Below are 18,501 nucleotides of genomic sequence, written 5' to 3' on the forward strand. Positions count from 1 at the left end.
CGCCAGGGATCTCAATGACAAAAATACTCCTCTGAGATAACACCTTGAGCATTCAACCCGGCACTTATTCCCCCGACCTCGCCGTACCCGCCGACAAGCGAGTATTCGGCGGTCGCGATCTGTTTTCCCTGTGGTTTTCCCTCGGCATCGGCCTGATGGTATTACAAACCGGTGCCTTGCTCGCGCCGGGTCTGGGCCTTTCCGGTTCGCTGCTGGCGATTTTCCTCGGCACGCTGGTTGGCGTGCTGCTGCTGGCAGCGGTCGGCGTGATCGGCAGCGATACCGGTCTGTCGTCGATGGCCGCACTGAAACTGAGCCTCGGCAGCAAAGGCGCGAGCCTGCCGGCGCTGCTCAACCTGCTGCAACTGATCGGTTGGGGTTCGTTCGAAATCATCGTCATGCGCGACGCCGCCAGTCTGCTCGGCAGCCGTGCGTTCAGCGAAGGTTCGCTGTGGGCCAGCCCGATGCTCTGGACCTTGTGCTTCGGCGCACTGGCGACTTTGCTCGCGGTCAGCGGGCCGCTGACGTTCGTGCGCAAGATCCTGCGTAAATGGGGTATCTGGCTGATCCTCGCCGCGTGCATCTGGCTGACCTGGAATCTGTTCGCCAAGGCTGATCTGGCGGCACTCTGGGCGCGTACCGGAGACGGCTCAATGCCGTTTGCCGTGGGCTTCGACATTGCCATCGCGATGCCGTTGTCGTGGCTGCCGCTGATCGCTGATTACTCGCGCTTCGGCAAGCGTGCGAAGAACGTCTTCGGCGGCACCGCCATCGGTTTCTTCATCGGCAATTGCTGGCTGATGAGCCTCGGCGTGGCTTACACCCTGGCCTTTGCGCCGAGCGGTGAAGTCAATGCGTTACTGCTGGCACTGGCCGGGGCCGGTCTGGGCATTCCGCTGTTGCTGATTCTGCTGGATGAGTCGGAAAACGCTTTCGCCGACATTCATTCGGCAGCGGTGTCGAGCGGGATTCTGTTGCGCTTGAAAGTCGAGCATCTGGCCTTGGCCATCGGCGTGATCTGCACCCTGATTGCACTGCTGGCGCCATTGGCGCAGTACCAGAACTTCCTGCTGTTGATCGGTTCGGTGTTCGCGCCGCTGTTCGGCGTGGTGCTGGTGGATCACTTCATCCTGCGCAAGCGCAGTGCTCAGGTGGCGTCAGCCGCATTGCGCTGGCCGGCGCTGTTGGCGTGGCTGGGCGGGATCAGCACCTACCACTTGCTGGCGAATCTGTATCCGGATGTCGGCGCGACCCTGCCGGCACTGGTGCTGGCAGGGCTGTTGCAACTGGTGCTCGGTCGGGCGTTCAGTTACGGCCCGGAAACAGCTCGGGTTTGAGAATGCCGTTCAGACGCGGGTAAGGGATCTTCAGTTCGACGTGGCCCAGCGCGTAAGGCGCGATGGTGCTCACGTCGTACTTGAGGATCACGCCACCGTAGGTCAGCGCCACGTTCGGGGTTTTGACGAACGGCCAGCTCTTCACGAAATCCGCTTCCTGATCGAGCTTGGTGCTGATCAGCCAGCTGTTGTGCGCCACTTGCGCCGCTTTCCAGAACGCCTCTTCCTGACCCGGCAGCAACATGTCCGACAGGTTCAGCACTTTATGCTGCTGGCGCGAGTAGTTGATGAAGCCGCGACCCGGCGTGCCATGGGCGCCGCCGGTGTCGAGGTAGCTCGACAGTTCGATGATCACCAAGCCGTCATGCTGCTCGCGTACCTTGGCCTGCAAATAGCTGCTGTTGCGCGGGCCGGCGTTGCGCAGGAATTGATCACGATAGGCGGCCAGGGTTGGCGCTACCGCTGCGTTTTGCTCGGTGCGGGTCATTTGCAGCAGGCGTTTTTCGATAATGCCGTCCAGCGCAGGCTCGGCCGCGAAGTGCACGGTATCGATATTCACCAGCGGGCAGTCCGGGTTGGAACAGCCGGGTTTCAGGGTTTCCGACGCATCGCGGGTGGTTTCCAGCGGCGTGCGGTAGTTGGGCTGGAACAGGTTGGCGCAGGCGCCCAGGGTCAGGGCGATGGCGGCCACGGAGGCAATTTTGAAAAGCGACATGGGCGTCCTTTCTGAAACAGGGGAAGGCAAAAAGTTATCCGCTTCGACTCTCGCCGAAGCAGTCAGTTCGCCACTAAGCTAATTAGAGTGGGTTTCGCCTCCACCGTCCATCCCGCTGACGGTAAAGGGGCTGCATCAATCATCGCGGGCGCGTTAGGATGGCGCGAAGTCGAGGCCGCCAGTAACCAAAAGCAGCCTCGTATTGGATTTGCAGCAAGAGAGGATGCTCATGACAGATTTTGCCAACGCCACTCCGGCCACCGTCGATGTCGTAAAGCGCGAGCGCTGCTACGAGGGCTTCTACAAGCTCGACCGTTTGCACCTGCGCCATGAGCTGTTCGCCGGGGGCATGAGCCGCGAGATCAACCGCGAAGTCTTCGTGCGTCACGATGCCGTGTGCCTGCTGCCTTACGACCCAAAGCGCGATGAAGTGGTGCTGCTCGAGCAGTTTCGCGTCGGTGCCATGGGCAAGACCGACAACCCGTGGCTGGTTGAGCTGGTCGCCGGTCTGATCGACAAGGCCGAAGTGCCGGAAGAAGTTGCTCACCGCGAGGCGCAGGAGGAAGCTGGGCTGGACATCAAGGCCCTGTGGCCGATGACCAAATATTTTCCGTCGCCGGGCGGCAGCAACGAATTCGTGCATTTGTACCTGGGGCACTGCAGCACCGAAGGCGTAGGCGGCCTGCATGGGCTGGAGGAAGAAGCAGAAGACATCCGCGTCACGGTCTGGGCCTTTGAAGATGCCTTGCAGGCCGTCCGTGACGGACGCATTGCCAACGCGGCGAGCATCATCGCCTTGCAATGGCTGGCGCTGAACCGCGCCGAAGTGAGGGGGTTATGGTCGTAAACAAGCTGCGCGATCGCTATCGAGTCGACCTCGCCGGGCTGCAAGCCGCCTGCGAGGCCAACTACGCGCGCCTGATGCGACTGGTGCCGGACATGCGCAACGACCCCGAGGCGCGGCGGATCGCCGTGACCCAGGGCGAGCAGATGCTCGGCGTGCTGGCCCTCGAAGTGCTGCAGACTTGCCCGTACACCACCACTTTGCAGGTGCGTCAGGAACACAGTTTGCCGTGGCTGCCGGTGCCGCAACTGGAAGTGCAGGTCTATCACGACGCGCGCATGGCCGAGGTGATCAGCGCCGAACATGCACGACGCTTTCGCGGCATCTATCCTTACCCGAACGCCGCGATGCATCAGCCGGATGAAAAGGCCCAGCTCAATCTGTTCCTGGGGGAATGGCTGAGCCATTGTCTGGCCCTGGGGCACGAGTACGAAGTCGTACGCTAGTTGTGAACTGCGTCCGGTTCGCCGGTTTCCCCTTTGCGTCATCCCCCAGCATAATTGCGGCACTCAACCGATTCCGTGCTTTTGCCCTGGGAGAACGCCTTGCCGAGCGTATCCACATTGACCACCGCCGATCCGGCGCTGCTGGTGCAGTTATCCGACAGTCATCTGTTCGCCGAGGCGGACGGCACACTGCTGGGCATGAACACCCGCGAGAGCCTGCAAAAGGTCATCGAACTGGTGCTCAGGCAGCAACCTCGGATCGACTTGATTCTGGCCACGGGGGACCTTTCCCAGGATGGCACTCTGGAGTCGTATCAACAGTTTCGTGAGATGACGGCGCAGATCGATGCGCCGGCGCGCTGGATTCCCGGCAATCACGATGAACCGCAAATCATGGCTCAGGCCGCGGTGCAAAGTGCATTGCTGGAGTCAGTGGTCGATGTCGGCAACTGGCGCGTGACCTTGCTCGACTCGGCGGTGCCGGGCTCTGTGCCGGGGTATCTGCAGGATGATCAGTTGCAACTGCTGGCGCGCTCGCTGAGCGAAGCGCCGGAGCGCCATCATCTGGTGTGTTTCCACCATCATCCAGTGCCGGTGGGTTGTGCCTGGGCGGAGCCGATAGGTTTGCGCAATCCCGAAGCATTCTTCGACGTGCTCGATCGTTTTCCTCAGGCTCGCGCGGTGCTGTGGGGGCATGTGCATCAGGAGATCGACCGCGAACGCAACGGCGTACGGCTGATGGCCTCGCCATCGACCTGCATTCAGTTCGAGCCCGGCAGTCACGACTTCAAGGTCGGCGAACAGGCGCCGGGCTATCGCTGGTTGCGGCTGCTGCCAGACGGGCGGCTGGAAACCGGTGTCGAGCGCGTTACCGACTTCCAATTCACCGTCGATTACGGCTCCGAAGGCTACTGATTTCGATCAAGAGCCCCTCACCCCAGCCCTCTCCCGGAGGGAGAGGGAGCTGACCGAGGTGTCTGGCATTATCCATCGACCTGAAAGAATGTGTCGATTATGGATTCGCTGAAACTCGCTCAAGTCGGTGTAGCTCTTGAATATCCCCCATTCAGTCCCCTCTCCCTCCGGGAGAGGGCTAGGGTGAGGGGCTTTCTCCCTGTAAACTCCGCTATCTTTCGCCGACACCCAGGGAGCTCAAATGTCCGGTTCGATCCTCTATATCCACGGTTTCAACAGCGCGCCGGCCTCGAAAAAGGCCTGTCAGCTGGTCGAGGTGATGGAACGGCTGGGTTTGAGCGACCAATTGCGTGTCCCGGCGCTGCATCACCACCCGCGTGAAGCCATCGGTCAGTTGCAGCAGGCGATTGCCGAGCTGGGCCGGCCGTTGCTGGTGGGAAGCTCACTCGGCGGCTACTATGCGACTCACCTGGCTGAGCGCCACGGCTTGAAAGCCCTGCTGGTCAACCCGGCGGTCAGCCCGCACCGGATGTTCGACGGCTACCTGGGCACACAGAAAAACCTGTATACCGATGAAACCTGGGAATTGACCCACGACCATGTGACGGCCCTGGCCGAGCTGGAAGTGCCGGCACCCGTGGATGCACAGCGTTATCAGGTGTGGTTGCAGACCGGCGATGAAACACTGGATTATCGCCTCGCCCAGCAGTATTACCGGGCCTGCGCCTTGCGCATTCAGGCCGGCGGCGACCATGGTTACCAGGGTTTTGCCGAACAATTACCGGCGTTGTTGAGTTTTGCCGGCATTGGCGCCGATTTGTATCAGGCAATCGATTTCACCGCACTGTGAAGTCTTGCCCCTTTTTCATTGAATCACTGACGACGAGACCCTATGGCCACTCCCAGCGCTAGCTCTTATAACGCCGACGCCATCGAAGTCCTCTCGGGCCTCGACCCGGTGCGCAAACGCCCCGGCATGTACACCGACACCAGTCGGCCGAACCACCTCGCCCAGGAAGTCATCGACAACAGTGTCGACGAAGCCTTGGCCGGCCATGCCAAATCGGTGCAGGTCATTCTGCACGCCGACCACTCGCTGGAAGTCAGCGACGACGGTCGCGGCATGCCGGTCGACATCCACCCGGAAGAGGGTGTGTCGGGTGTCGAGCTGATCCTCACCAAGCTGCATGCGGGCGGCAAGTTTTCCAACAAGAACTACCAGTTCTCCGGCGGTCTGCACGGGGTGGGTATTTCCGTGGTCAACGCCCTGTCGACCGAAGTCCGGGTGCGCGTGAAGCGTGACGGCAATGAATACCAGATGACCTTCAAGGATGGCTTCAAGGCCACCGAGCTGGAAATCGTCGGCACCGTCGGCAAGCGCAACACCGGCACCAGCGTGTACTTCGCGCCGGATCCGAAATACTTCGATTCACCGAAATTCTCCATCAGCCGCCTCAAGCACGTGCTCAAGGCCAAGGCTGTGCTGTGCCCGGGGCTGCTGGTCAGCTTCGAAGACAAGGGCACCGGCGAAAAAGTCGAGTGGCATTACGAGGACGGCCTGCGCTCCTATCTGGTGGACGCGGTCAGCGAATTCGAACGCCTGCCGGACGAGCCGTTCTGCGGCAGCCTCGCCGGTAATAAAGAAGCGGTCGACTGGGCGCTGCTGTGGTTGCCGGAAGGTGGCGACGCGGTGCAGGAAAGCTACGTCAACCTGATCCCGACGGCGCAGGGCGGGACCCACGTCAACGGTTTGCGTCAGGGCCTGCTCGATGCGATGCGCGAGTTCTGCGAATTCCGCAGCCTGCTGCCACGCGGCGTGAAGCTGGCGCCGGAAGACGTCTGGGAACGCATCGCTTTCGTGCTGTCGATGAAGATGCAGGAACCGCAATTCTCCGGCCAGACCAAAGAGCGTCTGTCGTCCCGTGAAGCGGCGGCATTCGTTTCCGGCGTCGTGAAAGATGCATTCAGCCTGTGGCTCAACGCCAACCCGGAAACCGGTCTGGCGCTGGCCGAACTGGCGATCAACAACGCCGGTCGCCGCCTCAAGGCAAGCAAAAAGGTCGAGCGCAAGCGCGTCACCCAAGGCCCTGCGTTGCCGGGCAAACTGGCTGACTGCGCCGGACAGGATCCGATGCGTTCCGAGCTGTTCCTGGTCGAAGGTGATTCCGCCGGCGGTTCCGCCAAGCAAGCGCGGGACAAGGAATTCCAGGCGATCCTGCCGTTGCGCGGCAAGATCCTCAACACCTGGGAAGTCGATGGCAGCGAAGTGCTGGCCAGCCAGGAAGTGCACAACATCGCCGTGGCCATCGGGGTCGATCCGGGTGCGGCAGACATGAGTCAGCTGCGCTACGGCAAGATCTGCATCCTCGCCGACGCCGACTCCGACGGTCTGCACATCGCCACGCTGCTGTGCGCGTTGTTCGTCCAGCATTTCCGCCCGCTGGTGGATGCCGGTCACGTCTACGTAGCGATGCCGCCGCTGTACCGCATCGACCTCGGCAAAGAGATCTACTACGCCCTCGACGAAGCCGAGCGCGACGGGATTCTCGATCGTCTGGTTGCCGAGAAGAAACGCGGCAAACCGCAGGTCACCCGATTCAAAGGTCTGGGTGAAATGAACCCGCCGCAACTGCGTGAAACCACCATGGACCCGAACACCCGGCGCCTGGTGCAGTTGACGCTGGGCGATGATTTTGCCGAAACCTCGGAAATGATGGACATGTTGCTGGCGAAGAAACGCGCCGGTGACCGCAAGACCTGGCTCGAATCCAAGGGCAACCTGGCCGAGGTGCTGGCCTGATGCGGTTTGGCTGGGCCTTGGCGGGTGCGTTGCTGCTGAGTGCGATGAGCGTGTCGGCGGAGCCGCTGCAGGAATTGCGCGTGCTCTCCGAACACCCGGTCGAAGGCATGCGTGGCGGTAACCTGTCGGGACTGGCCATGTGTGGCAGCGAGTTGTGGACGGTGTCGGACCGCGATGACGATCAGATCTATCGGCTGAATACCGCCGATCAGGTCTGGCAGGCCGAGGCCTTGCACATCGACGTGCCGCTGGTGCCGGAGACCGGTTTGCCGTGGGGATTGCGCTCGCGCAATTGGGCCGCGTCGTTCGTGCGCGGTGGCGACCTCGATTTCGAAGGCATCAGTTGCGACAGCGCCGGCAATCGCTACATTGTCAGCGAGGGCCACGCGGCGGTCTTGCAGGTGCCCGTCAGCGGCCCGGTCAACTGGCTGAAGATTTCGCCGATGATGGTTCGCGAAGCGCGGGCCAGTGGCATGCTCCTGCATTTCAATGCGATCTTCGAAGGTTTGGCGATCAACCCGGCGGGCGATCAGATGTGGCTGGCCGGCGAACGGCAAAACCGCGGCCTGCTGCTGATCAAGCGTCAGCAGACGGTGTGGGATTGCGACGGTCGTTGCGTGCTGCTCAGCGAGGGCGGCAAGGAGATGCAGCCGCCGCAGTTTCCGCACGCCAAAGCGGTCGACCGCGACTTTTCCGACCTTTCGTTGTTCAACGGCAAATTGTTTACCCTTGAACGCAACGCCTTCCAGATTTGTCGGCGCGATGCGCAGACTGCCAAGGTCGAGCGCTGCTGGTCGTACGCCGCTGAACTGTTGCAGGCCAACCGCCGTTACGCGCAGAACTTCGGGTTGGAAGAAGCATTGATCGTTGACGCTGAGGGTGCGTGGATCGGCGTCGACAATAATTTCGGCCCCCGCGCCGACGGTGAGGTAAGGCCGATCGTCTGGCGCTTCGCCGCGCCTGAAGGTGGCTGGAGCGCCAAACCGTGAGTCAGCAACCGCCGGGCAAGCGCGCCGGCCGGGTGTTGATGATTCTGGCCTGGTGCGCGGGGCTGTTTCTGGCCACGCGGTTTTTCGGCCAGTGGGAAGAACGTCAGCAGAATCCGAATGTGGTGGTCACGTCCGAGCAGCATGGCGGCGTGATCGAAGTGAAGCTGGCCGGCAACGCCCAAGGGCATTTTGTCGCCAGCGGTCAGATCAACGGTGAGCCGGTGGAGTTCATGCTCGACACCGGCGCGACCGATGTGGCGATCCCGGCGGATCTGGCCAAGCGCTTGAAACTGGAAGAGGGTTTCGGTGTGACCCTGAGCACGGCCAACGGCCTGAGCCAGGGCTACCGGACAAAGATCGACCGCCTGCAACTGGGCGACATCGTGCTGCGGGACGTCCGCGCGCTGGTGGCGCCGGGGCTGCATGGCGATCAGGTGCTGCTCGGCATGAGCGCCCTGAACAAACTTGAATTTACCCAGCGCGGTGGCACCATGCTGCTGCGCCAGACAACGAACCGATGAGGCCCGCATGAGCGACTCCCTTGATCTCAGCCTGGACGGTGTAGAACGCCGATCGCTGGCTGACTTCACCGAAAATGCCTACCTCAACTACTCCATGTACGTGATCATGGACCGTGCCCTGCCGCATATCGGCGACGGCCTGAAACCGGTACAGCGGCGCATCATTTATGCGATGAGCGAGCTGGGGCTGGACGCCGATTCCAAGCACAAGAAATCGGCGCGTACCGTCGGTGACGTGCTCGGCAAGTTCCATCCGCACGGCGATTCGGCGTGTTACGAAGCGATGGTGCTGATGGCCCAGCCGTTCAGCTATCGCTACACGCTGGTCGACGGCCAGGGCAACTGGGGTGCGCCGGACGATCCGAAGTCCTTCGCCGCCATGCGTTACACCGAAGCACGCCTGTCGCGCTATTCCGAAGTGCTGCTCAGCGAGCTGGGCCAGGGCACCGCTGATTGGGGCCCGAATTTCGACGGTACCTTGCAGGAACCACTGGTGTTGCCGGCACGTTTGCCGAACATCCTCCTCAACGGCACCACCGGCATCGCTGTCGGTATGGCCACCGACGTGCCGCCGCACAATCTGCGCGAAGTCGCCACTGCCTGCGTGCGCTTGCTTGATGAGCCGAAAGCCACGGTCGAACAGCTCTGCGAACACATTCAAGGCCCGGACTATCCGACCGAAGCGGAAATCATCACGCCGCGTGCCGACCTGCTGAAAATGTACGAAACCGGCAAGGGCTCGGTGCGCATGCGCGCCGTGTACCACGTCGAGGACGGCGACATCATCGTCACCGCGCTGCCGCACCAGGTCTCCGGGGCCAAAGTGCTGGAGCAGATCGCCGCGCTGATGCAGGCCAAGCCGTCGAAAGCACCGCAGATCGCTGACCTTCGTGATGAATCCGACCACGAAAACCCGTGCCGCATCGTGATCATTCCGGTCAACAGTCGCGTCGATCACGAAGCGCTGATGCAGCACCTGTTCGCCAGCACCGAGCTGGAGTCGACCTACCGGGTCAACGTCAACATCATCGGTCTGGATGGCAAGCCGCAGTTGAAGAACCTGCGTGCATTGCTGGTCGAATGGCTGGAATTCCGCGTGCTGACCGTGCGTCGCCGCCTGCAATTCCGCCTCGACAAGGTCGAGCGTCGCCTGCACCTGTTGGACGGTTTGCTGATCGCCTACCTCAACCTGGATGAAGTGATCCACATCATCCGCACCGAGGAGCACCCGAAAGCCAAGCTGATCGAGCGATTTGCCCTCAGCGAGATCCAGGCCGACTACATCCTCGACACCCGCCTGCGGCAGTTGGCGCGTCTGGAAGAGATGAAGCTGCGCGACGAGCAGGACGAACTGCTCAAGGAACAAGCCAAGCTGCAAGCCCTGCTGGGCAGCGAAGCCAAGCTGAAGAAGCTGGTGCGCACCGAGCTGCTCAAAGACGCTGAAACCTATGGCGATGACCGTCGTTCGCCGATCGTCGAACGTGCTGAAGCGAAAGCGCTGACCGAACACGATCTGCTGCCGAACGAGAAAGTTACCGTCGTGCTGTCGGAAAAAGGCTGGATCCGTTCGGCCAAGGGCCATGACATCGACGCCACCGGCCTGTCGTACAAGGCGGGTGACGGCTTCAAGACCTCGGCGGCGGGACGTTCCAACCAGTCTGCCGTGGTGATTGATTCCACTGGCCGCAGCTATTCGGTCGCCGCCCACACCTTGCCGTCGGCGCGTGGCCAGGGCGAACCGTTGACCGGCCGTCTGACCCCGCCACCCGGCGCGACCTTCGAATGCGTGCTGATGCCGGAAGACGATGCGCTGTACGTGATCGCCTCCGACGCCGGTTACGGTTTCGTGGTCAAGGGCGAAGACCTGCAAGCCAAGAACAAGGCCGGTAAAGCCCTGTTGAGCTTGCCGAACAACGCCAAGGTGATCGCGCCGCGTCCGGTGACTGATCGCGAGAATGACTTGCTTGCCGCCGTGACAAGCGAGGGGCGGATGCTGGTCTTCAATATCAGCGATTTGCCGCAGTTGGCGAAGGGCAAGGGCAACAAGATCATCGGTGTACCGGGTGACCGTGTCGCCAGCCGTGAAGAGTTTGTCACGGACATTGCTGTGATTCCCGCGGGTGCAACGTTGATCCTGCAAGCAGGCAAACGTCCGTATAAACTGAAAGCTGAAGACCTCGAACACTACAAAGGTGAGCGTGGACGGCGTGGCAACAAGCTTCCACGTGGCTTCCAGCGGGTCGATGCACTGCTCGTCGAAAACCTCAATTAGGCGAAAACGCCCATCTAGAGGCGTCGATCTACGATTTAACGCGTAGATCGACGCTTTGGCGCTGGAGTCGGAACGCATATTCACGGATGATATGGCCTTTCCAAGCGCCGGCGTGGCCGAGCGTTCTTCATATTTATTGAGTATTTTCACTGTGGTCAGCCTTGTGGCGGCCACCTGGACGGGATGATGACTGCTCTGCGCCCCCTTATTTTCCTGCTCGCCGGCGTTTTGGGCCTGGCGGGTTGCAGCGTTCACCAGCCGGTGTCGCTGTATCAGCTGGACAGCGGAAGTCCGGCTCAGCCTGCGCAAAGCACAGGCATGGCGGTTTTGTTGGGTCCGGTAGTCATTGCTGATTACCTGCAACGTGAAACTTTGCTGCAACGTCAACCAGACGGCAGCCTGCAGGCCTCGACCGACGGTCGCTGGGCGGGCAGCCTTTCGTCGGATATCGATCAATTGCTGATGCGTCAGGTGGCCGGTCATCTGGACAGCCAGCGTGTGGTATTGGCACCCGCCACTCTGGGATTTGCCCCGGATGTGCAGGTATTGCTGACCATCACGCGTCTGGACTCCGGTGAGAAGCAACCGGCGATCCTCGATGCACAATGGCGTCTGATCGACCGTCGTGGTCAGGTGCGCGATAACCGCATCGTTCATCTGCAGGAGCTGCATGCCGGTACCACGGCTTCGCAGGTGCAGGCGCAGGGGATTCTGCTGCAGCGTCTGGCCGAGCAGTTGTCGGTGGCGCTCAAGCCATTGGCCAACCAGCCTCCGGTGGCCGAAGCACCGCGTAAGGCAGCGCCTAAACCGGCAGCGCCGGCGGCGGATGCAGAGAAGCAGCCGAAGATTCCGATGGCTTCGCCGATTCGCACGGATATGGAAGTGTTCCGCTTCTGAGTGTGGTTTGAGTCAAAACAAAGCCCGCCTTGTGCGGGCTTTGTTGTGTCTGGGGGCTGGAGGACAGTTGTCGTCAGTGCTGACGCCTTCGCGAGCAAGCCCGCTCCCACATTTGATCAGCGGCGGGCACGTACCCTGTGGGAGCAACTGTCTTACTACCACCGTTCGTCACCGCCACTCTGTGCCGTCTCGCAGCATGGCATTCAGTCTGATCAGCAGTATTCGCATACAGGCGATGAGCGCGACTTTCGCGCTCTTGCCCCGTTCTCTTAAGGATTCATAACGGGCCTTGAAGTCGGCCTGGCAACGGATAACGACCCAGCACGACATGTAAAGCGCACGTCTGACGCGCGCTCTCCCTCCGTAAATCTGACGTTTCCCGCTGTGATTTCCACTGTCGTCGTTGTAGGGGGCGATTCCCGCCAGTGCGGCGATCTCCCTGCGATCCAGCTCGCCGAGTTCGGGTAGATAAACCAGCAAGCTGGCGGTCGCCACAGTGCCGATGCCTTTGACAGAGATAAGCCGATCGGCTTTTTCCGCATCCAGCTCACGCATGCTTTGATCGATGGCTTTGCCGAGCTGCTTGATCTGGGTTTGCAGGTAGCGAATATGGTCCTTGATCGCCTCTACAACCGCAGGCAACTGGGCCTGCTGGAGTCGACGCTTGTTGTCGTCGCGCTGCTGGACGAAGTGCTCGCGTAATTGAATCAACTCGCGCAGGGCTTCACGCTCAGGCGAGATGGGCTTTTCGCGAGACGCATGCAGCGCTTCGGCAAAATCGGCGAGAACCGCCGCGTCGATGGGATCGGTTTTGGCGTTCTTGCCCATTGCTACGGCAAAGGCTCTGGCCCGGCGAGGATTGATCCTCAACACGCTGAAACTTGCCTGCTGCAATGCCGCCATGACCTTGCGTTCATAGCCGCCTGTGGCTTCCAGCAACACGCGGCCAACCGTGTACTGACCTAAACGCGCGACCAGCACATCAAAGCCTTCAACGGTATTGGGAACTTCAAAGCCGTCTTTCTGTGGTTGAACCCAGACGACCAGATTGGATTTGGAGATATCGATGCCGACCCAGGAAATCATGGCAAAACCCTCTTACACTCAGAAGTGAGAGTGCTCTGGCTTTGCCCACGCTTGTGATTCGAGTGGCGCTCGTCCAACTGTTCGGGCTTAGGGGCCAGAGTAGAAAGGTGGATGGCAGCTTTGCTCCCACTCGTGCTTCAAGCACCGCGGACTCACAGCTTGCCATCCACCCCTCTCACCCCAGAGTTTATCCCCTTACTCAGACACAAGCGGGCTTGCTCGCGAAGGGGCCGGAACAGGCGCCATAAAAGATCGCAGGCAACAAAAAAGCCCGCAGACAATCACTTGTCTGCGGGCTTCTGTGCATCTGGCCTAAGGCTTACGCCCGACGTTCATGCATCCGCGCCAGTTGTCGCTCAAGCATCGACGGATAAGGCTCCATCAACCGCTCGACACAGCAGGCCCCCTCAGGGCTGGCGATCGGGCGGATCCGCGCACGCTGACGAATCAGCGCATCGTCTCCGATCTTGCGCTCGACCAGCAGCAGGTTGCGACTGTGTTGCGACAGGGCCAGGGCATCCTGAGCCGAATCGGTCAGCAGCAGGTCGATCTGGCTCAGGCCGAACAACTCGTCGCCCAGGGTCAGGCCCAGTTGCAATTGCAGGGTGATGCCGCTGTCGGCGACTTCGATCTGCAACTGATGGCCCAGCGCCCGCAGCAACTCGCCGCAGCAGATGGCGTTGGTCAGGTAGTCGTCACCGCTGTCTTCGGTGTGGAACAGCATCAGTGTGCTGCCATCGTTCAGGGTTTCGATTTCGCCCTGATACAGCGAAGCGGCCTGATCGAGACAATCGCGATAGCGCTCCAGCAACTCTTCCAGACGGGCACGCGGCAGGCGCCGCAGTTGCTCTTGCGAACCCAGCTGGATCGCCAGCACCGCGCTGTGCTGCGGCACGCTTGGTGTCGCTTTACGCGGCGCCGGAACAGCTTCGGTCAGCGACTCGTCGCGCAGATCGGCAAACGGGTCTTCGTCGTCATCATCGTCTTCAACGGTGCTGACCACGTGGCGCGGCGCCGGTTTTTGCGCGGCCATCGGGCGGGTTTCGTCAAAGCTCGGGTCACGCAGGTTGCGCACTTCGAACTCTGGCTCATCCTCTTCCTCGAACTCGGGTTCCGGCTCTGGCTCAGGTTCAGGCGCAGGCTCCGGAGCGTAGTTGGCGTGCAGCTGACGCGCCAGATCGCCGATTTCGTCCTGACGATCTATGCCCGGCGTGTGTTCGTCGATGCGCCGCAGCCAGACGCGCAATTGCAGCAACGGCGTCGATAGATAGCGCCCCATGCGCAGGCTCAGGGCCAGCGACAAGGCCAGCAGGATCGCACTGAGAATGCCCATGCTCTGCAGGCTGATGGTCATCGGCTGCTGGAACTGATCCATGTCCAGGCTGATGCGCAGTTGCCCGGCAGTCACGTCCTGGAAGGTGATCTTGCTCTCGTACATGCCCTCGGCTTCGCCCAGCAGGCTGTGCTTGGGGCGCTGACCGGATTCGGCGAGGATGCGGTTGTCCACGCTATAGATCGCGGCGTGTGCCACCAGCTTGTTCTTGGTCAGGTTGTTGAGCAGCACGTTGAGGCTGAGGATGTCGTTGGACACCAACAGTTCAGTGGCAGAGGTGGCGGTCTGCGTGGTCAGGCTTTCGCCCAGCGCATCGGCCTGCTCGTGCATGGCCTGCTTGAACTGCAAGCCCATCACCCCGGCATAGATCACCAGGGCCAGAGCGACCAGGATCACGTTATGGCTGGCAATGCGCAATGCAATCGGCACACGGCGGTGGCGCAGTGCACGGAAGATCAGCAGGAAGAAGTTATCGGTTTTAACTGGCGTGGGCCGGTTCACTGAGCTCGGCTCTTTTGTCCGTGAAGTTGACGCGCAGTATAGCGACAGGCCCTAGACCGGCAAAGCGCTCGCGGTGCCCGATGGTCACTGAAAGTGGGTAGAATGCGGTTTTTTTCCAGTTGCGGGGGTGCGCGTTGCGCGAAATCGTCCTGATTAACATCACGGGAGTCGACCGTCCGGGTCTGACTGCGGCCATTACCGGCGTTCTGGCACAAGGTGGTGTGAACATTCTCGACATTGGTCAGGCGGTGATCCACGACACCCTGTCGTTCGGCATCCTGGTCGAGATTCCCGACTCCGAGCAAGGCAAAGCCGTGCTCAAGGACATCCTGTTCAAGGGTTACGAGCTCGACCAGCAGGTGCGCTTCACCCCGGTGTCCGAAGAGGATTACCAGCAGTGGGTGGGCAATCAGGGCAAGAAACGCCACATCGTCACCCTGTTGACCCGCAAAGTGACCGCCGGCCAATTGCAGGCGGTCAGCTCGATCACCGCCAAATATGGCCTGAACATCGACCATATCGACCGTCTGTCGGGTCGCATGCCGCTGGACACTCCGGCGGACAAGGGCAAGGGCTGCATCGAGTTCTCCGTGCGTGGTGAAGCGGCTGATCCGCAGGCGCTGCGTGCCGAATTCCTCAGCGTTGCGCAGGAGCTGAACGTCGACATCGCCTTCCAGGAAGATTCGCTGTTCCGCCGCAACCGGCGTCTGGCGGTGTTCGACATGGACTCCACGCTGATCGAAGCCGAAGTCATCGACGAACTGGCCAAGGCCGCCGGTGTCGGCGAGCAAGTCTCGGCCATCACCGAGCGCGCGATGGCCGGCGAACTGGACTTCCGCGCCAGCTTCAAAGAGCGCCTGGCGTTGCTCAAAGGTCTGGATGTCAGCGTGCTGGACTCGATCGGCGCTTCGCTGCGCCTGACCGAAGGCGCCGAAACCTTGTTCGCCGAACTCAAGCGCCTGGGCTACAAGACCGCGATCCTGTCCGGCGGCTTCACTTACTTCGCCAAGCAGTTGCAGGCCAAACTCGGCATCGACTACGTGTTCGCCAACGAACTGGAAGTGGTCGACGGCAAGTGCACCGGCGTGGCCATCGAGCCGATCGTCGATGCGCAGCGTAAAGCGGATCTGCTGAAGGAACTGGCGCACAAGGAAGGCTTGCGTCTGGAGCAGACCATCGCCGTGGGCGACGGCGCAAATGACCTGCCAATGCTGGCGATTGCCGGGCTGGGTGTGGCGTTCCGCGCCAAGCCGCTGGTCAAACAGTCGGCGAAGCAGGCGATTTCCACCCTTGGGCTGGATGGCGTGCTGTATCTGCTGGGCTTTCGCGATCGCGATGGGCAGCTCTGAAATCTCGGTTGTCTGAGCGGGCCCTTTCGCGAGCAAGCCCGCTCCCACATTGGACTCGGTCTCCTGTGGGAGCGGGCTTGCTCGCGAAGGGCTCAACCCGATCTAAAGCGACTTCCACAACGAATCGAAATCCTCCTCGCCCCCGCCATTCTGCGCGGCCTCCAGCGAGCGATAGGCAAACTGATTGAAACTGTGCGTACTCGCCACCCGTCGATCCAGCCCGGCGCGGTGTTCTTCGCCGTGGGTGTTGATCAGCACTTTATTGCCTTCCTGAAACGGCAGGCGCGGGGCGAGCAAGGTCGCGGGCAAGTCGATGGCGCTGATCTCCGGTAGCAGCAGACCGCGCAAATACTGACTGTGATCATCTCGCGAGCGCACCAGTTGCAAACCGCAGGGTTCGGCGTGTGGTGCGACCAGTTCTATGCCCATTTGCGGCCCGCTGCCGCGCACCTGACGAATCCAGCGCACCACCGCAATGCTCCAGCCCTGATTCGCACTGTCCTGAATCCCGAGCATTTCCCCGGCCTGCAATTCGGCGGGTACTTCACTCGGCCACGCCAGACAATAGCCGCCGGGACTGTGGTTGATCACCGGCAAACTGTAGGTCGGATAGTGTGGAGGGCTGTCCGCGTTGCTCTCGTCTTCGCCCAGATGGTCGTACTGGATTTCTTCGTAGGGCAGCAACTCCTCAGTCGCGCCCTGCGGTGCGGCGTCGAAGGCCTGGCTCCAGCTGTCCTTTTCGCCCTGGACTACCACGCGGCTGAAGTTCGCCGCGCGGGTGCCGGGATGTTTCAGCAGTTCGCTGAAGCTGCGTTCGCCGCCCAGGTAAAAGTGCAGGGCGCTCATGCCGACACAAACAGTCAGGCTGCCTTGACCGGCGGTGCGCTGAAAACTGCGCTCGGCGGCCTGGCCCCAACTGGCGTGCAAATGTTGCAGGGTATCGAGGCTCAGTCCTGCCGGGATCGGCAACGGCGTCGACGTCTCCTGCTGCAGTAAATGCGCTTCGATCACGTTCACCAGCGGTTGCGGATCGAAGCCCAGCAATGCGCCCTGTTGTTCTTTGCGAAACATGCTGCGGTAGCGCGGGCCGGCGTCCAGTTCAGCGCTGATGGCGAACAGTCCATCCTGCGGGCTGCCGGGATGCAGCTTGAGCAGGGCACTCCACGGCTCCAGCACTTCGGCCAGCCGGGCGATCTGGTTCTGGCGCAGTTGATTGCAACGGGCGCTGCCCAGCAGCAGGGCGGCAATGTAGGTCTGTTCCAGGCTCAGTTCGCTGCTCAGGCTCGCCAGATCGTCATGTACCCGGCGCTGTTGCAACTGCAAGGCGCAAGCGCAGCGATACAACTGATGCAGCTCGAACCACAGATGTTCCGGCGGCGGGCTGTACAGCTGCGTCGCCCGCAGCAGTTGCCCCTTGAGCGCATGCGCGGCCCGTTGCAGGGCCTGACTGACCAGCGCCGCACGATCCTTGTGATACTTGGGGACAATGCGCAGAACAATCTGCTTGTAGCCAATGGCCAGATGACTTTGCAGCGCCTGACACAGGTTGCTGATCTTGCGCGAGCGGTCATCGAGCATGATTGCCTGATGCAGGAAGTGCCGCTCCAGATGCTGGCAGACGAAGTAAACCTCGGGGCGCAGTAACTCCAGGAGTTGCAGGCGATTGTCACTGGGGGTGAGCAATTGGTTGAGTTCGCCCAGGCCTTGATACAACTGGCGGGCAGTTTCGCCGATGTTGGCCTTGGGCAGGCCGGCGATCCAGCGCTTGAGATCGCGCGGGGTGGCTTCGCAGAACGACAGGCGCGTTTGCGTCGGGATCGGGGCGCGCAGGGAGGGTTGGGGGCGTGACTCACTCATGCCGTGACTGGCTCCAGCGGCGAAATTGGCAACACCAAGAACTCTAGCAGCTGTGGTCTGTTTCGCCGGATGGCGTCAGGCTTTTTGACCGCTGGTCTACTGGCCGGATGCCATTCAACAAGCCCTACTAGTCTCTCAGACGTGCGATCGGAAACGCACGGTTGCACGGCCTGCCGTCAACCTCGGGCAGGTCTCCCGAAACTTCAAGGAGATGAGGTTCATGTCTAAATATGCAGTGGCAAATCAATGGGGCGGTAGTTCGGCACCGTGGCATCCGGGTGGAACCTGGGTGCTGGGCGGGCGGGACAACCAGCAAGTCGTCGCCATCGAGATCAAGTCGGGCGATGGCGGCAAAAGCTTCACCGGCACCATGACTTACGCCGGCGAAGGCCCGATTGGCTTCAAGGCGCAGCGCACCGGTCAGAATCAATACAACGTCGAGAACCAGTGGGGTGGCAATGATGCCCCATGGCATCCGGGCGGCAAGTGGGTGATCGGTGGCCGGGACAATCAGAACGTTGTTGCGTTGAGCGTCACTTCCAGCGATGGAGGGAAAAACCTCAGTGGCACCAATACCTACGCCAACGAAGGGCCGATCGGCTTCCGTGGGCAGATAGAGTAACGGCGCCTCCCAGGTCG

16 protein-coding genes are annotated in these 18,501 nt (G+C 61.3%); 12 read left to right on the forward strand and 4 right to left on the reverse strand.

Annotated elements, in window-relative coordinates; translation table 11 throughout:
* Positions 1–44 precede the first annotated feature (44 nt).
* Complete coding sequence (gene cytX, locus ACOYXG_RS02080) at positions 45–1,337, forward strand: putative hydroxymethylpyrimidine transporter CytX (protein ID WP_460355657.1); 1,293 nt, start codon at positions 45–47, stop codon at positions 1,335–1,337.
* On the opposite strand, the gene ACOYXG_RS02085 is transcribed toward cytX, so the two are convergent.
* Complete coding sequence (locus ACOYXG_RS02085; RefSeq protein WP_027611391.1) at positions 1,306–2,052, reverse strand: RsiV family protein; 747 nt, start codon at positions 2,050–2,052, stop codon at positions 1,306–1,308. The two genes, cytX and ACOYXG_RS02085, sit on opposite strands and share 32 nt — an antisense overlap.
* 229 nt (positions 2,053–2,281) lie before the next feature.
* On the opposite strand from ACOYXG_RS02085, the gene ACOYXG_RS02090 reads away from it, so the two are divergent.
* From ACOYXG_RS02090 to ACOYXG_RS02130, 9 genes are all read left to right on the forward strand, one after another.
* Positions 2,282–2,899, forward strand: coding sequence for an NUDIX domain-containing protein (locus ACOYXG_RS02090; protein WP_027611392.1), 618 nt, complete (start codon positions 2,282–2,284; stop codon positions 2,897–2,899).
* Entirely contained in the window at positions 2,890–3,342 is a 453-nt protein-coding gene (locus tag ACOYXG_RS02095; RefSeq protein ID WP_007967395.1) for a DUF1249 domain-containing protein, read from the forward strand. Before ACOYXG_RS02090 ends, ACOYXG_RS02095 begins: the two co-directional genes overlap by 10 nt.
* Before the next feature lie 99 nt (positions 3,343–3,441).
* Positions 3,442–4,257: a 3',5'-cyclic-AMP phosphodiesterase gene (gene cpdA, locus ACOYXG_RS02100; protein WP_098966917.1), complete on the forward strand. Its 816-nt coding sequence runs from the start codon at positions 3,442–3,444 to the stop codon at positions 4,255–4,257.
* 241 nt (positions 4,258–4,498) lie between these two features.
* Positions 4,499–5,107 carry a YqiA/YcfP family alpha/beta fold hydrolase gene (locus tag ACOYXG_RS02105; RefSeq protein ID WP_096794752.1) on the forward strand — a complete coding sequence of 203 codons (609 nt, stop codon included), beginning with the start codon at positions 4,499–4,501 and terminating at the stop codon, positions 5,105–5,107.
* Positions 5,108–5,149: 42 nt separating this feature from the next.
* Entirely contained in the window at positions 5,150–7,057 is a 1,908-nt protein-coding gene (gene parE / locus ACOYXG_RS02110) for a DNA topoisomerase IV subunit B (protein WP_007967400.1), read from the forward strand.
* Positions 7,057–8,046, forward strand: a complete 990-nt coding sequence (locus ACOYXG_RS02115) for an esterase-like activity of phytase family protein (RefSeq protein WP_460355664.1) — start codon at positions 7,057–7,059, stop codon at positions 8,044–8,046. Before parE ends, ACOYXG_RS02115 begins: the two co-directional genes overlap by 1 nt.
* The gene (locus ACOYXG_RS02120; protein WP_027611396.1) at positions 8,043–8,567 is read left to right on the forward strand and encodes a retropepsin-like aspartic protease family protein; all 525 of its coding nucleotides are present in this window, start codon (positions 8,043–8,045) and stop codon (positions 8,565–8,567) included. The genes ACOYXG_RS02115 and ACOYXG_RS02120 overlap by 4 nt, the downstream gene beginning before the upstream one ends.
* Before the next feature lie 7 nt (positions 8,568–8,574).
* Positions 8,575–10,839 carry a DNA topoisomerase IV subunit A gene (parC, locus tag ACOYXG_RS02125; protein WP_027611397.1) on the forward strand — a complete coding sequence of 755 codons (2,265 nt, stop codon included), beginning with the start codon at positions 8,575–8,577 and terminating at the stop codon, positions 10,837–10,839.
* A 186-nt stretch (positions 10,840–11,025) separates the two neighbouring features.
* Positions 11,026–11,736 (forward strand): PqiC family protein, encoded by a 711-nt coding sequence (locus tag ACOYXG_RS02130; protein WP_095138104.1) that lies wholly within the window; start codon positions 11,026–11,028, stop codon positions 11,734–11,736.
* A 168-nt stretch (positions 11,737–11,904) separates the two neighbouring features.
* Here the strand turns inward: ACOYXG_RS02130 and ACOYXG_RS02135 are convergent, their stop codons facing one another.
* Entirely contained in the window at positions 11,905–12,822 is a 918-nt protein-coding gene (locus ACOYXG_RS02135) for an IS110 family RNA-guided transposase (protein ID WP_460352749.1), read from the reverse strand.
* A gap of 319 nt (positions 12,823–13,141) precedes the next feature.
* Positions 13,142–14,656, reverse strand: a complete 1,515-nt coding sequence (locus ACOYXG_RS02140) for an AhpA/YtjB family protein (protein ID WP_096794755.1) — start codon at positions 14,654–14,656, stop codon at positions 13,142–13,144.
* A 134-nt stretch (positions 14,657–14,790) separates the two neighbouring features.
* On the opposite strand from ACOYXG_RS02140, the gene serB reads away from it, so the two are divergent.
* Positions 14,791–16,005 (forward strand): phosphoserine phosphatase SerB, encoded by a 1,215-nt coding sequence (gene serB / locus ACOYXG_RS02145; RefSeq protein WP_007967407.1) that lies wholly within the window; start codon positions 14,791–14,793, stop codon positions 16,003–16,005.
* Positions 16,006–16,107: 102 nt separating this feature from the next.
* On the opposite strand, the gene ACOYXG_RS02150 is transcribed toward serB, so the two are convergent.
* Positions 16,108–17,862, reverse strand: coding sequence for a molecular chaperone (locus ACOYXG_RS02150; RefSeq protein WP_460355670.1), 1,755 nt, complete (start codon positions 17,860–17,862; stop codon positions 16,108–16,110).
* Positions 17,863–18,082: 220 nt separating this feature from the next.
* Here ACOYXG_RS02150 and ACOYXG_RS02155 point away from each other — a divergent pair, with 220 nt between their 5' ends.
* Positions 18,083–18,484, forward strand: coding sequence for a lectin OAA family protein (locus tag ACOYXG_RS02155; protein WP_027611401.1), 402 nt, complete (start codon positions 18,083–18,085; stop codon positions 18,482–18,484).
* Positions 18,485–18,501 lie beyond the last annotated feature (17 nt).

The organism is Pseudomonas sp. G3-39 (assembly GCF_054790485.1).

What these genes read in the sequence shown, in the direction of transcription:
- ACOYXG_RS02085 (WP_027611391.1), bottom strand. Translation starts at nt 2,052, where the DNA reads ATGTCGCTTTTCAAAATTGCCTCCGTGGCCGCCATCGCCCTGACCCTG.
- ACOYXG_RS02090 (WP_027611392.1), top strand. Translation starts at nt 2,282, where the DNA reads ATGACAGATTTTGCCAACGCCACTCCGGCCACCGTCGATGTCGTAAAG.
- ACOYXG_RS02095 (WP_007967395.1), top strand. Translation starts at nt 2,890, where the DNA reads ATGGTCGTAAACAAGCTGCGCGATCGCTATCGAGTCGACCTCGCCGGG.
- ACOYXG_RS02105 (WP_096794752.1), top strand. Translation starts at nt 4,499, where the DNA reads ATGTCCGGTTCGATCCTCTATATCCACGGTTTCAACAGCGCGCCGGCC.
- parE (WP_007967400.1), top strand. Translation starts at nt 5,150, where the DNA reads ATGGCCACTCCCAGCGCTAGCTCTTATAACGCCGACGCCATCGAAGTC.
- ACOYXG_RS02115 (WP_460355664.1), top strand. Translation starts at nt 7,057, where the DNA reads ATGCGGTTTGGCTGGGCCTTGGCGGGTGCGTTGCTGCTGAGTGCGATG.
- parC (WP_027611397.1), top strand. Translation starts at nt 8,575, where the DNA reads ATGAGCGACTCCCTTGATCTCAGCCTGGACGGTGTAGAACGCCGATCG.
- ACOYXG_RS02130 (WP_095138104.1), top strand. Translation starts at nt 11,026, where the DNA reads ATGACTGCTCTGCGCCCCCTTATTTTCCTGCTCGCCGGCGTTTTGGGC.
- ACOYXG_RS02135 (WP_460352749.1), bottom strand. Translation starts at nt 12,822, where the DNA reads ATGATTTCCTGGGTCGGCATCGATATCTCCAAATCCAATCTGGTCGTC.
- ACOYXG_RS02150 (WP_460355670.1), bottom strand. Translation starts at nt 17,862, where the DNA reads ATGAGTGAGTCACGCCCCCAACCCTCCCTGCGCGCCCCGATCCCGACG.
- ACOYXG_RS02155 (WP_027611401.1), top strand. Translation starts at nt 18,083, where the DNA reads ATGTCTAAATATGCAGTGGCAAATCAATGGGGCGGTAGTTCGGCACCG.